This is a genomic window from Kitasatospora sp. NEAU-69, from assembly GCF_057158765.1.
The window spans coordinates 151,894-164,943 of sequence record NZ_JBWXUE010000021.1 but is presented as its reverse complement, the minus strand read 5'-3'; the positions used below and the strand labels follow the sequence as shown (position 1 = coordinate 164,943).

The window sequence follows — 13,050 nt, the reverse complement described above, 5'->3', positions numbered from 1 at the left end:
CAGATTGCCCACGTGTTACTCACCCGTTCGCCACTGATCCACCCCGAAGGGCTTCACCGTTCGACTTGCATGTGTTAAGCACGCCGCCAGCGTTCGTCCTGAGCCAGGATCAAACTCTCCGTGAATGTCTGCTCGTCAGTGCTTAATTAAAAGCCCGAGCTCGCACCCGCGTTGAGCGGCACGACGATCAGCGGAATAGGCCGACCCCGTGCACTGCGTCCTCGCTAGTGTTTTTACTACTAAAAGGAATCTCCAACCCCGATCAGTGATCGAGGCCGGGGATGTCAACATATCTGGCGTTGACTTTTGGCACGCTGTTGCGTTCTCAAGGAACGGACGCTACCTTTGAACACTACCTTCGTAGTCTCTCCGGGCGTTTCGTTCGTGTTCTCAGCTTACCAGATCCGATTCCCACCGTTTACCCGGTGGATTTCTCATCCGATTTACCGCTGAGGTTTTCCTTCGACTTGCCAGCGAAGCCTATCAAAGGCTTTCGGAGGTTTTGTTTCCGGATTTCGCTTGCCGGGCCCACATCCGAACGGATGCTTCATACCTCGGCTTGCCGTGTAGTAGACCCTACACTCGGCCGGTCCTGTTGTCCAGTCCGTGCCAACCGTTCAAATCTACTAGCCGACCAGTTCCGTGTCAACGGTTCTGGCGGCGTGAGAAGAAGACTACCAGCTCAGCGGGGGTCTGCTCGCCATCTCCCGGCCCGCTGCCCGCCATCTGGCGGTCAGGCAGGCGGTCGGACGGTCAGGCGGCGACCGGGCTGAGGTCGGGGCGGGCGTCGGCCTCGACGTCGCCGGTCTCGCCGGCGCGGGCCGCGCGGCGGCCGAGCACCAGGGCGTAGAGCAGGAAGAGCGTCTCGGCGGTGACGCCGATGCCGACCCTGGCCCAGGTGGGCAGACCGGAGGGGGTGACGAACGCTTCCAGCAGGCCGCTGACGAAGAGCACCGCGGCCAGGCCCATCGCCATGCCGATGGTGGCCCGGCCCTGTTCGGCCAGCGCGACCGTGCGGGTGCGCGGACCGGGGTCGATCACCGTCCAGCCCAGGCGCAGGCCGAGGCCGGCGGCGACGAAGACCGCGGTGAGTTCGAGCAGGCCGTGCGGGAGCAGCAGGCCGAGGAAGAGGTCGAGCCGGCCGGCGGAGGCCATCAGGCCGATCCCGATCCCGAGGTTCATCACGTTGCCGAAGAGCACCCAGAGCACCGGCAGGCCGAGGAAGACGCCGAAGACCAGGCACTGAGCGGCGATCCAGGCGTTGTTCGTCCAGACCTGGGCCGCGAAGGAGCTGGCGGGCCGGTCCGAGTAGTACGCCTGGTAGGCGCCGCCGGGCCGGGTCATCTCGCGCAGCTCGGCCGGGGTGGCCAGGCTGTCGCGGACTTCGGGATGGCTGGCGACCCACCAGGCGATCAGCGCGGAGGCCAGCAGGGACACCACCGCGATCGGTATCCACCAACGGCGCGAGCGGTACAGCGCGGCGGGGAAGCCCACCGCGAAGTAGCGGCCGACGTCACGCCAGCCGGGCGCCCGGCTCCCGGTGACCGCGTTGCGGGCCCTGGCCACCAGTGCCGTCAGCCGTCCGACCAGCGCGGGGTCCGGCGCGGTCGCCTGCGCCCGGGCCAGGTGGGCGGTGACCCGCTGGTAGAGCGTGACGAGCTCGTCCGCCTCCTCCCCGCTGAGTCGGCGCCGCTTGCTGAGGGTCTCCAGGCGCGTCCACTCCGCCTGGTGGGCGGCGACGAAGACGTCGAGGTCCATGGCGGCTCACTCCAGAGGGAGTCGGGGAGCTGGATCGGGCAGGGGACAGCTTGCCAGAGCCGGCCGGGACGGCTGCGGCCCGGATGGTTCGGCGCAGCGGCCCGGGTGCTGCCGGATCGGTGGTGCGCTCGGTGACGTGATCGGTGATGTGATCGGTGGAGTGGGGGTGCGGACCTTCCGGCCTCCCAGGCGGGCCCGTATGTTGGCCACCGAAGAGCCGGGGCCCGGATGGCCGCTCCGGGCGGGGCGGACGCGATGGGTGGACGGAATGGGCGGGGTGCGGTGAGCGACCTGGTGACCGGCGAGGCGGTGGTCCTCGGCCTGCGGGCGGCGAAGCTGCCGAGCAGGGCGCTGGCCGTGATGCTGGACCTGCTGGCGCAGTTCGGGGCGTTCTTCGTCACCGCGCTACTGCTGATGGCCTTCCAGCCGAGTATCGACGGCGCCGCCGCGGCCGCGCTGGTGATCGTGCTGATGGTCTTCTTCCTGGTCGCCGTCCCGGTGCTGGTGGAGACGCTGACCCGGGGCAAGTCGCTCGGCAAGCTCGCGCTCGGCCTGCGGGTGGTGCGGGTGGACGGCGGCCCGGTGAGTTTCCGGCACGCGCTGGTGCGCGGCCTGGTCGGCTTCTTCGAGATCATCATGCTGGCCGGGGCACCGGCCGCGATCAGCTCGCTGGCCTCGACCGACGGACGCCGCCTCGGCGACATCTTCGCCGGGACGCTGGTCGTGCGGGAGCGGGTGCCGGCGGCGCGCGGCACCGGGCAGCCGCCCACTCCGCCGCCGCACGTGCTGCAGGCACTGGGCACCGAACTGGTCCGGCTCGACCTCTCCGCGGTGCCCGACGGGCTCTGGCTCGCGATTCGGCAACTGCTGACGCGGGCTGGGCAGTTGGAGGGATCCGTGGCGCTGCGGATGGCATGGCAGCTGGCGGGCGACGTGGCCGAGCGGACCCGCTGGCCGGTGCCGCCGGGGCTGCACCCGGCGATGTACCTGGGCGCGGTGCTGACCGAGCGACAGCGGCGGGAGTGGCTGCGGGTGCAGGGCGCCGCGCAGACCGCAGCGCACGCTGCCGGTGGGCAGCAGTGGCCCGCGCCAGCCGCACCAGTCGCTCCGGGGAACTGGCCCGCCGCGCCGCCGGTGGCGTCCCCGGCGCCGCAGGGGCCGCCGCCTGCCGAGCCGCCGTCCGGCGGCGGGTTCGCCCTGCCCGGCTAGGGCCTGTCGCCGACCGGTCAGTCGAAGGTCGGCCAGGGGTTCGGCGGCGACTCCAGCTCCTCCAGCTCGATCCCCGGCGCCGCGAGCAGCACGTCCCCCGCGAGGTGCACGGTGTGCTGCTCCCCCGTCTCCAGATCCGCCACCTGGTAGCGCTCGACCAGCAGCGGGCCGGTCTCGGCCGGGTGCTCCTCGATCGCCTCCAGCCGCCAGCCCTGGTCGAAGGTGCGCGGCGCCAGCGCCGTCCCCGTGAAGGCGACCAGCCGGACCCGCGCGCTCGCTCCCTCGGCGAGGCGCAGCAGGCGTGCGGTGGCGATCAGGAACGCCGGCGAGTCCCCGGCGAAGCCGTGCGCGCGGTCGTGGCCCTCGCTCGCCGCGCCCCCGGTCGGGTCGGCCGGGTCGGTGCGCACCCACGCCACGCCGTCCACCGCACCGCCGCGCACCTGCCAGCCGCCGGCCCGCAGCTCCATCCGCAGCGGCCGGGCGCGCGAGTCGAGGGTGAGGTCGAGCGTGCCGAGCGGCGAGCCGTCGGTGCCGTAGGACTTGGAGACGTACCGCCAGCCGGCCGGCCCGGGCGCGCAGCTGAACCGCTCCTCACCGAGCGGGGTGCGGTCGTGCGGGTCGTGGCGGGAGTAACGGCCATTGGGCATGGTCGGAAGCCTACGGCGGCCGGCAGGCAACCTTTCGCGGACGGCCCGCATTAGGGGGGTGAACGGTGCGCGGAGCACCCGAGGAGAGGGGGACCGGCGGATGGCGAGGCAATCACGCGACGCCGCCTTCACGGAGTTCGTCACCACCCGGAGCGGCTGGCTGCGCAAGGTCGCCTACCTGCTCTGCGCCGACTGGCACCGGGCCGACGACCTGGTCCAGGAGACGATCACCAAGCTGTACGTCAACTGGTCGCGGGCCGGAAAGGTCGAGAACGTCGACGGCTATGCGCGCCGGGTGCTGATGAACACCTTCCTGGCCGAGCAACGCTCGCCGTGGGGGCGGTGGACGGCGCGGCGACCCGCCGCCGAGCCGCCGGTCGACGTCGCCTCGGCGCTGCTGGACCTCGACGCGGCGATGGATCTGCGGCAGGCGATGGCCACGCTGCCGCCGCGCCAGCGCGCCACGCTGGTGCTCCGGTACTACTGCGACCTCTCGGTCGAGCAGACCGCCGACGCGCTCGGCTGCTCCACCGGAAACGTCAAGAGCCAGAGCTCACGCGGCATCAGCTCGCTGCGTCAGGTGATGGCCGACAGCCTGCTCGTCTCGACCCAGGGGAGCCCGTCATGACCGACGAGATGGAGCAGCTGAGTTCGCGGCTGGCGGTGCTGGCTGAGTCCGACGCCCCGCCGAGCCGGGTGAGCGCGATCGAGGCCGCCAGGGCCGGCCGGGGACGGCTGCGCCGGCGGCGGCTCGGCGTGCTGGGCGCGGTGCTGGCGATGGCGGTGGGGGCGGGGGCGGGGGGCCTGGCGGCGGTGTTCCCGGCCGGGAACGCGACGCGGACCGCGGCAGGAGCAACCGGCAGCGATCCGGTGGTCGCGCACGCGGAGTTCGGCTGGCTGCCCAGCGATCTCGATCTCGTCGTCAGCTACTCGACGACCGGACCGGCCGGCGGGCCGCCGGACTACACACGGGCCGTGCAGGAGTCGTCCGCCGTCCGTTTCCCGATCGGCGGTGCCGTGATCGATCTGTCGGTCTTCGGCGCGGGGGTGACACCGCCGATCGGGAGTTGGGCGGCAGGGCAGCCGCAGTACCGGTTGGACACCTCGCCGGTGAACGGCCGTCCCGCCTACTGGCTGACGTCGCATCCCGATACGGCGGAGAACCAGGGCGGCGAGCGCACACTTCGCTGGCAAGCCGCGGACGGGCGGTGGGTGGAGATGTTCGCCAGCAACAACCAGACGCTGGTCGACCCCACGGCGGCGGCGATGGCTCGGCTCCGCACCGAGCTACCCCGGATCGCCGCCGGAGTGACGGTACGGGAGACGCCGGTCCCGTTGCCCTACCGGGCCAACGGCCTGCCGTCGGACTTCAAGGTCGAATTCGCCACCTTCGAACGGCACAACGGCTCCAACGTCCCCTGGTTGGCCCGGATCGTCTACACGACCGCCCAGCGGAAGAACGTCAGTGTCACCGTGTCCGCCGATGTGACGGCGCCTGCACCTCCGACGAACGGGTATGCGGGGCCGATGCCACAGATGGTCTGCGTGACCGGCAAAGGACTGAAAGCCTGCGCGCCGGTGACGCCCCGGACGGGCTCGCTCGATGCCGCCGGCGCCAAGGCGCTCCTCGACCACTTCACGCTGCTCGGCATGGACGAGCGGAACTGGACCACCCACGTCATCGGCAAGTGAAACGCGAGTGCCCGGGGCCGGCAGCGGCCCCGGGCACTCGCGTCATGCGTTCGGATGCGCAGGCATCAGTAGCGGTACTGGTCCGCCTTGTACGGGCCCTCGACCGGGACGCCGATGTAGTCGGCCTGCTCCTGGGTCAGCTGGGTCAGCTTGACGCCGAGGGCGTCCAGGTGGAGGCGGGCGACCTTCTCGTCCAGGTGCTTGGGGAGCACGTAGACGCCGATCGGGTACTGCTCGGTCTTCGTGAACAGCTCGATCTGCGCGATCGTCTGGTTCGCGAAGGAGTTGGACATCACGAACGACGGGTGGCCGGTCGCGTTGCCCAGGTTCATCAGGCGGCCCTCGGAGAGCACGATGATGGTGCGGCCGTCGGCCTTGCGCCACTCGTGGACCTGCGGCTTGACCTCGGTCTTCACGACGCCCGGCAGCTTGGCCAGGCCGGCCATGTCGAGCTCGTTGTCGAAGTGGCCGATGTTGCCGACGATGGCCTGGTGCTTCATCCGCTCCATGTGGGAGGCCAGGATGATGTCCTTGTTGCCGGTGGTGGTGATGAAGATGTCGCCGATCTCGACGACCTCGTCCAGGGTGGTGACCTGGTAGCCGTCCATCGCCGCCTGCAGTGCGCAGATCGGGTCGATCTCGGTGACGATGACGCGGGCGCCCTGGCCGCGCAGCGACTCCGCGCAGCCCTTGCCGACGTCGCCGTAGCCGCAGACGACCGCGACCTTGCCGCCGATCAGCACGTCGGTGGCGCGGTTGATGCCGTCGATCAGCGAGTGGCGGCAGCCGTACTTGTTGTCGAACTTCGACTTGGTGACCGAGTCGTTGACGTTGATGGCCGGGAACAGCAGCTTGCCGTCGCGGTGCATCTCGTACAGGCGGTGCACGCCGGTGGTGGTCTCCTCGGTGACGCCCTTGATCGTGGCGGCGACCTCGGTCCACTTGGCCGGGGACTCGGACAGGGTGCGGTTGAGCAGCTCCAGGATGATCCGGAACTCGTCGTTGTCCGCGGTGGACGGGTCTGGCGCGGCGCCGGCCTTCTCGAACTCGACGCCCTTGTGGATGAGCAGCGTCGCGTCACCGCCGTCGTCCAGGATCATGTTCGGGGTCTGGCCGTTCGGCCAGGTCAGCGCCTGCTCGGTGCACCACCAGTAGTCCTCCAGCGTCTCGCCCTTCCAGGCGAAGACCGGGACGCCGGCCGGGTTCTCCGGGGTGCCCTCGGGACCGACCGCGATCGCGGCGGCCGCGTGGTCCTGGGTCGAGAAGATGTTGCAGGAGCACCAGCGGACCTCGGCGCCCAGCGCCGTCAGGGTCTCGATCAGCACGGCGGTCTGCACGGTCATGTGCAGCGAGCCGGTGATCCGCGCGCCGGCCAGCGGCTGCGAGGCCGCGAACTCCTTGCGGATGGACATCAGGCCGGGCATCTCGTGCTCGGCCAGCTGGATCTCCTTGCGGCCGAACGGGGCCAGGGAGAGGTCGGCGACCTTGAAGTCACCAGTGGTGTTCGACGACATGCGGGATGCTCCTCGCTGCGTGGGTGGCCTTGGCGTACGGGTGTGCTTGACGGCAGAGCGGCTGCGTCGGGGTGACGGCGCTCTGCTGCGCGGCACAATCCGTCGGAGGACCTCTCTCCCTCGACCCGGTGGAACCGGATCGACCGCCATCAGCAGCGACGTTTGGCACTGGGGTCGAATCTACACCGAGCACGCACGGCGACGGGGTCCATAGGCGCAATCCGGCCGTGGCGCAGCGCCGCCGCCGGCCTGGCTGCCGGGGTGGCCGGACCGGCGTCACAGTGGCGGTCAGTGCGGGCGGGCCGGACCGCCGGGGGTCGCCTCGGGGTCGGGCCCGGCCGCGGCCTTCGCCGCCGACCAGATGTCCGGTTCCAGGTAGATCGCGCGCGCGATCGGGACGGCGCTGCGCACCCGTTCCTCGGCCCGATCGATCTCCTCGACCAGCTGCTCGACGGTGGACTCCGCGCGCACCCCGATCTTCGCGGCGACCAGCAGTTCCTCCGGCCCGACGTGCAGCGTGCGCAGGTGGATCACCTCGGTGACCGCGCGGCTGTCCAGCAGTGCGGTGCGGATCCGGTGCACCGTGCCCGGCTCGGCGGACTCGCCGATCAGCAGCGACTTGGTCTCCGTCGCCAGCACCACCGCGATCACCACGAGCAGCAGGCCGATGCCGAGCGTCGAGAGGCCGTCCCAGACGCCGTCGCCGGTGAGCACGGTCAGGCCGACGCCGACCAGCGCGAGCACCAGGCCGATCAGCGCGCCGGTGTCCTCCAGCAGCACGACCGGCAGCTCGGGGGCCTTGGCCCGGCGGATGTACGCCGCCCAGCCGATCGCGCCCTTGGCCTTGCTCGCCTCCCGGAACGCGGTCAGGAACGACCAGCCCTCCATCCCGATCGCGAAGACCAGCACGCCGACCGCCCAGTACCAGCCGTGCAGCTCGTGCGGGTGGCGGATCTTGTCGATGCCCTCGTAGACGGCGAACAGCCCGCCGACGCTGAAGAGCACGACCGCGACCAGGAACCCGTAGACGTACCGCTCGCGCCCGTAACCGAACGGGTGCTCCTGGTCGGCGTCCCGCGCCGCGCGCTTGCCGCCGATCAGCAGCAGCACCTGGTTGCCGGAGTCGGCCACCGAGTGGACGCCCTCGGCGAGCATCGAGGAGGAGCCGGTGAACGCGAAGGCGGTGAACTTGCTGACCGCGATCGCCAGGTTGGCGCTCAGCGCCGCGATCAGCGCCTTCGTGCCGCCTTCTGCGCTCACCAGTTGCTCCTCATCACTACGTGACGTGCTTGGCCCTGCAGCGTGTCCTACAGCGTGACGGTGGCGCGGAACAGCACGCCCTGGCCGGTCAGCGCCGTCTCGGTGCCGGTGGCCGCGAGGTAGGCGGACTGACCCTTCGCCAGCTCCAGCGACTCGCCGGCGGCGTCGGTCAGCGTGACCGCGCCCTCGGTGCAGAGCAGGATCTGCGCGGTGCGGCCGTCGATCCGGCGCTGCTCGGCACCGGTGAGCGTGTAGCGGGAGAGCCGGAACTCGTCGATCGGGACCGGGAACAGCTCCTCGCCGCCCTCGCCCGCGACCGGGCGCATGACGTCCGGGTCACCGGCCTCGAAGATGACGACCTTCAGCAGCTCGGGCACGTCGATGTGCTTCGGGGTCAGCCCGCAGCGCAGCACGTTGTCGGAGTTCGCCATGATCTCCACGCCGGTGCCGCGCAGGTAGGCGTGCGGGATGCCCGCGCCCAGGTAGAGCGCCTCACCGGGCTGCAGGCGGACGTAGTTGAGCAGCAGCGCGGAGAGCACGCCGGCGTCGCCGGGGTAGATCTCGGCGGCGTACGCGTAACCGGCCCAGGCGGGCGCCAGCGGCGAGTCGGGCTGCTCGGCGAGCAGCCGGTCCAGCGCCGCGGCAAGCTCCTTGACGGTGCCCTCGACCACGGTCGGGTCGGTGGTCAGCACGGTGGCCAGCGTCTCGCGCAGCGCCTGCTCGGCGGGCTTGGTGCGCAGCAGGTCGATCAGCGGCGCCAGGCCGGGGACGGCCAGCTGCTCCATCAGGTCGGCCGTGGCCAGCGGGTCGCGGAAGCCGCACAGGCCGTCGAACTCGTCCAGCGCGCAGATCAGTTCGGGCTTGTGGTTGGCGTCCTTGTAGTTGCGGTGGCCGGCCTCGATCGGGATCCCGGCGGCCTCCTCGGCGGCGAAGCCGGCCTCGGCCTGCGGGCGGCTCGGGTGCACCTGGACGGAGAGCGGGATCCCGGCGGCCAGCACCTTGAGCAGGAACGGCAGCGTCGGGCCGAAGTGCGCGACGGCCTCGGCGCCCAGCTCGGCGGCCGGGTCGGCGGCGATCACCTGGTGGAGCGGCTGCGGGCCGGTGCCGCGGTCCAGCCGGGACGGCGCGCCGGGGTGGGCGCCGAGCCAGAGCTCGGCCTGCGGCTCGCCCGAGGGCTGCTCGCCGAGCAGGGCCGGGATCGCGGTGGTCGAGCCCCAGGCGTAGGGGCGGACGGTGTTGGCGAGGCGGTCCATGACGCGGGCCTGCTCCTTGTTTCAGCTGGTGAACGTGACGTTGTGCGAGGCTTCCGACCCTAGCCGACGCGGGCTCAGCGCCCTGCTCCGGCTGCCAGCCCCAGGTAGACGGCCGCGAAGTCGCCGAGCACGACCAGCTCGGCGAGCGCCGCCAGCGGCTCGGGGCGGGTGCCGGCCAGCTCGGTCAGCCGGACCTCGCGCGCCTCGGTCAGCCGGTGCGCCCGGCGCACGCTCGGGGTGCCGGGCGCGGGCTCCGGCGAGGCCTCCGGCGGGACCGGCTCGGCGCCCCGCACGGGCTCCTGCGGGGTGTGCCGCAGCAGCAGCACCTGGAGGTTCAGCGCCTCGGGCTCGTCCACCCGGTCGCGGAAGAAGTCGTCGGGGTCGGCGCCCGCGCCGAGCCGGCCGGTGAGCAGGCCGTGCTGGACGGCGAGCGCGTGCGGCAGCCGGCCGGTGACGGCGGGGCAGCCGGCCCGGTCGGCGAGCATCGCGGCCAGCCGCTCGGCGGCGACCGCGGCGACCGGGCCCTCGCTCCAGAGCACCGGCACGGTCTCGTCGAGCTGCGCGGCCAGGCCCTTGGCGGGGTTCAGGTAGGCGGCGGCGTCCGGGCGGTGGCGGACCGCCAGCTCGTCCAGCAGGTCGGCGGTGGCCTCCAGCTCGGCGCCGGTGAGCGTCAGCACGTCGATCCGGGCGGCCAGTGCGAGCAGCGGCGTGAGGAAGGCCCAGAACGCGCCGGGGTCCTCGGCGGGCAGATCGGGCTCGGCGGCCGGGCCGGTCGGCTCCTCGACGGCCGCCGGGACGTACGGCAGCGGCAGCGCGCGCACCTGGAGTGCGGCCTCGGCCAGCGGACGGCCCTCGGGCGCGATCACCGCGAGCGCGCACCCGCGCGCGTAGGCCTGCTCGGCGAGCGTGATCAGGCCCGGCTCGGTGCCCTCGGCGGAGGCCAGCACGACCAGGTCCAGCGGGCCCACCCAGCCGGGCAGCTGCCAGCCGAAGCCGTCGCTGAACGGGTCGCTGAGCTTCACCTCGGCCGGGGCCAGCTGCTGGATCAGCGTGCCGTTGCCGGCCAGCGCGGCGAGCGCCGTGCCGGCGGTCAGCGCGCTGCCGTGGCCGGCCACCAGGATGCCGCGCGGGCGGCCGTCGGGACGCAGCGCGGCCAGGCCGGCCGCGTCGGCCAGCCGCAGCGCGGTGCGCACCCGGGCGCCGGCGCCGGCGAGCGCGAGCAGCGCGTGGTCCCGGTCGGCGCGCTGGAGGGCGGCCGGATCGTCGAGCAGGCTGTCATCGAGCATGCGGCTGGGCCTCCAGGGGCGCGCCAGGGGAGCCGGGATCGCCAGGCGGACTGGCGCAGGTTGGACTGGCGCGGGGTCAGGCGGGGCGGCGGGCCTCGTCGACGAGCAGCACCGGGATGCCGTCGCGGACCGGGTAGACCAGGCTGCAGCCGTCACCGGTGCAGCTCAGCTCGGGCTGGTCGGCGGTGCCGGTCTCCTTGAGTGCGGCGCGGCACTGCGGGCAGACCAGGATCTCCAGCAGGAAGGGTTCGAGCGTCATGACTGGGTGCTCCGTGTGGGTCGGGCGGGGCGCGTCCCAACGAGGAACGGGCGCGAGGGCCTGTCTCAGCCGCGGACGATCGCGAGCACCGCGTCGCGCAGCTCGGCCATCTTCTGCGGGTCGCGGGCCTCGACGTTCAGGCGCAGCAGCGGCTCGGTGTTGGAGGCGCGCAGGTTGAACCACCAGTCGTCGCCGGCGATGGTCAGGCCGTCGAGCTCGTCGACCTTGACGCCCTCGAGCGAGCCGTAGGCGGCGCGGACCTCGGCGGCCTTGCCGGCCTGGTCGGCGACCTCGCTGTTGATCTCGCCGGAGGCGGCGTAGCGGTCGTACTCCTCGGTCAGCGCGGAGAGCGTGCGCTCCTGGCCACCGAGCGCGGCGAGCACGTGCAGCGCGGCCAGCATGCCGGTGTCGGCACGCCAGAAGTCGCGGAAGTAGTAGTGAGCCGAGTGCTCGCCACCGAAGATCGCGTCGGTCTCGGCCATCTCCTGCTTGATGAAGGAGTGGCCGACCCGGGTGCGGACGGCCTTGCCGCCGTGCTCGGCGACGACCTCGGGCACGGTCCACGAGGTGATCAGGTTGTGGATGATCGTCGCGTTCTCCTCGCCGGCGGCGCGGGCGCGGGCCAGCTCGCGCACGGCGACCAGGGCGGTGATCGCGGACGGGGAGACCGGCTCGCCGCGCTCGTCGATGACGAAGCAGCGGTCGGCGTCGCCGTCGAAGGCCAGGCCGATGTCGGCGCCGACCTCCTTGACCTTGGCCTGCAGGTCGACCAGGTTCTTCGGGTCGAGCGGGTTGGCCTCGTGGTTCGGGAAGGTGCCATCGAGCTCGAAGTACATCGGGACGACGTCCAGCGGCAGGCCGGCGAAGACGGTCGGGACGGTGTGGCCGCCCATGCCGTTGCCCGCGTCCACCGCGACCTTGAGCGGGCGGATCTGCGTCAGGTCGACCAGGCCGAGCAGGTGGTCGGCGTAACCGCGCAGGGTGTCCTGCTGGGTCAGCACGCCGGTCTTCACGTCCTCGACGGCCGGGATCGTGACGGTGTCGTCCTCGTTGATCCAGCTCTGGACCAGCTCGCGGATCTCGGCCAGGCCGGTGTTCTCGCCGACCGGCGCCGCGCCCTTGCGGCAGAGCTTGATGCCGTTGTACTGCGCCGGGTTGTGGCTCGCGGTGAACATCGCGCCGGGCAGGTCCAGCTTGCCGCTCGCGTAGTACAGCTGGTCGGTGGAGCAGAGGCCGATCTCGGTGACGTCGGCGCCACGGGCGGCCGCGCCCTCGGCGAAGGCCCGGCTCAGGCTCGGCGAGGAGGGGCGCATGTCGTGGCCGACCACGATCGCGGTCGCGCCGGTGACCTGCACGAACGCCGCACCGAAGGCGCGGGACAGGTTCTCGTCCCACTGGTCCGGGACGACGCCTCGGACGTCGTACGCCTTCACGAGCTGCTTGAGGTCGCGCACTGCGGCTCCACCCTGGTCTGTGTACTGAACGGGCCGGTCAGCCCTCGGTCACGGTCACTGTACGTCGCCTCGGGCGCGGAATCCGTACGGGTGCACGCCTGGGCAGGGGAGCAGCGTACCGGGTGCGGGTTGCCGGGAGGGAACGCCGAGCTGTCGGCCGGTCACCTGGTGGACGCTCAGCAGCGCTGCGCCGCGTCGGTGGCTGTGCTGCGTCAGCTGCCGTGCTGGGTCAGTTGCCCTGCTGCGTCAGTTGCCGTGCTGCGTCAGTTGTCCGGTGAGCGGAGCACGCGGAGGTGGCCGCGTCGGCCGGCCTCGCTCGGATCGCCGTCGCCGGGTCTGACCGGGCGGGGTCCGCGCTCCTGCGGACGGGCGGCCTCGCGCACCGCGTTGGCCAGCGCCTCCAGGTCGTCGCTGCTGCGGCGCAGCGGGCCGACGTCGGTCGCGAGCCGGACCACCTCCCAGCCGCGCGGCGCGGTCAGCCGCTCGGCGTGCTCGGCGCACAGGTCGTAGCAGTGCGGCTCGGCGTAGGTGGCGAGCGGGCCCAGTACCGCCGTGGAGTCGGCGTACACGTACGTCAGCGTCGCCACGGCCGGTCGGCCGCACGCGGTCCGCGAACAACGACGTACAGGGCTCACGAGGGTGGACGGTACCGCACCGGGGGCCGACTGGCTAAGAGGTGGTCCGGTGAGGCGGTTCGTGTCGCGTCCGAGCGCCCTCG

12 protein-coding genes and 1 rRNA gene are annotated in these 13,050 nt (G+C 72.1%); 3 read left to right on the top strand and 10 right to left on the bottom strand.

From position 1 onward, the window contains the following. Nucleotides 1–125: ribosomal RNA gene (locus AC060L_RS23995) — 16S ribosomal RNA — on the bottom strand; the annotation flags it as partial. Between the two features lie 628 nt (nucleotides 126–753). Continuing rightward, nucleotides 754–1,758, bottom strand: coding sequence for a stage II sporulation protein M (locus AC060L_RS23990; protein WP_483800944.1), 1,005 nt, complete (start codon nucleotides 1,756–1,758; stop codon nucleotides 754–756). Nucleotides 1,759–2,040: 282 nt separating this feature from the next. Here AC060L_RS23990 and AC060L_RS23985 point away from each other — a divergent pair, with 282 nt between their 5' ends. After that, nucleotides 2,041–2,967 carry an RDD family protein gene (locus AC060L_RS23985; RefSeq protein ID WP_483800943.1) on the top strand — a complete coding sequence of 309 codons (927 nt, stop codon included), beginning with the start codon at nucleotides 2,041–2,043 and terminating at the stop codon, nucleotides 2,965–2,967. A gap of 17 nt (nucleotides 2,968–2,984) precedes the next feature. Here the strand turns inward: AC060L_RS23985 and AC060L_RS23980 are convergent, their stop codons facing one another. Then, nucleotides 2,985–3,614, bottom strand: a complete 630-nt coding sequence (locus tag AC060L_RS23980) for a hypothetical protein (RefSeq protein WP_483800942.1) — start codon at nucleotides 3,612–3,614, stop codon at nucleotides 2,985–2,987. A 100-nt stretch (nucleotides 3,615–3,714) separates the two neighbouring features. Between AC060L_RS23980 and AC060L_RS23975 the strand changes: the two genes are divergently transcribed. Both AC060L_RS23975 and AC060L_RS23970 read left to right on the top strand, forming a co-directional pair. Continuing rightward, entirely contained in the window at nucleotides 3,715–4,242 is a 528-nt protein-coding gene (locus AC060L_RS23975) for a SigE family RNA polymerase sigma factor (protein ID WP_483800941.1), read from the top strand. After that, nucleotides 4,239–5,306: a hypothetical protein gene (locus AC060L_RS23970; RefSeq protein ID WP_483800940.1), complete on the top strand. Its 1,068-nt coding sequence runs from the start codon at nucleotides 4,239–4,241 to the stop codon at nucleotides 5,304–5,306. The genes AC060L_RS23975 and AC060L_RS23970 overlap by 4 nt, the downstream gene beginning before the upstream one ends. 65 nt (nucleotides 5,307–5,371) lie before the next feature. On the opposite strand, the gene ahcY is transcribed toward AC060L_RS23970, so the two are convergent. The 7 genes from ahcY to AC060L_RS23935 all read right to left on the bottom strand — a co-directional run bounded on the left by ahcY (nucleotide 5,372) and on the right by AC060L_RS23935 (nucleotide 12,967). Continuing rightward, nucleotides 5,372–6,820 carry an adenosylhomocysteinase gene (gene ahcY, locus AC060L_RS23965; protein WP_483800939.1) on the bottom strand — a complete coding sequence of 483 codons (1,449 nt, stop codon included), beginning with the start codon at nucleotides 6,818–6,820 and terminating at the stop codon, nucleotides 5,372–5,374. Between the two features lie 288 nt (nucleotides 6,821–7,108). Continuing rightward, nucleotides 7,109–8,080 carry a cation diffusion facilitator family transporter gene (locus tag AC060L_RS23960; RefSeq protein ID WP_483800938.1) on the bottom strand — a complete coding sequence of 324 codons (972 nt, stop codon included), beginning with the start codon at nucleotides 8,078–8,080 and terminating at the stop codon, nucleotides 7,109–7,111. Between the two features lie 47 nt (nucleotides 8,081–8,127). Then, nucleotides 8,128–9,333, bottom strand: coding sequence for a mannose-6-phosphate isomerase, class I (gene manA, locus AC060L_RS23955; RefSeq protein ID WP_483800937.1), 1,206 nt, complete (start codon nucleotides 9,331–9,333; stop codon nucleotides 8,128–8,130). A 74-nt stretch (nucleotides 9,334–9,407) separates the two neighbouring features. Then, entirely contained in the window at nucleotides 9,408–10,619 is a 1,212-nt protein-coding gene (locus AC060L_RS23950) for an SIS domain-containing protein (protein ID WP_483800936.1), read from the bottom strand. Between the two features lie 76 nt (nucleotides 10,620–10,695). Further along, the gene (locus AC060L_RS23945; protein WP_483800935.1) at nucleotides 10,696–10,878 is read right to left on the bottom strand and encodes a Trm112 family protein; all 183 of its coding nucleotides are present in this window, start codon (nucleotides 10,876–10,878) and stop codon (nucleotides 10,696–10,698) included. 65 nt (nucleotides 10,879–10,943) lie between these two features. Further along, nucleotides 10,944–12,332 (bottom strand): phosphomannomutase/phosphoglucomutase, encoded by a 1,389-nt coding sequence (locus tag AC060L_RS23940; RefSeq protein WP_483800934.1) that lies wholly within the window; start codon nucleotides 12,330–12,332, stop codon nucleotides 10,944–10,946. A gap of 263 nt (nucleotides 12,333–12,595) precedes the next feature. After that, nucleotides 12,596–12,967: a DUF3499 domain-containing protein gene (locus AC060L_RS23935; protein WP_483800933.1), complete on the bottom strand. Its 372-nt coding sequence runs from the start codon at nucleotides 12,965–12,967 to the stop codon at nucleotides 12,596–12,598. Between the last annotated feature and the right edge of the window lie 83 nt (nucleotides 12,968–13,050).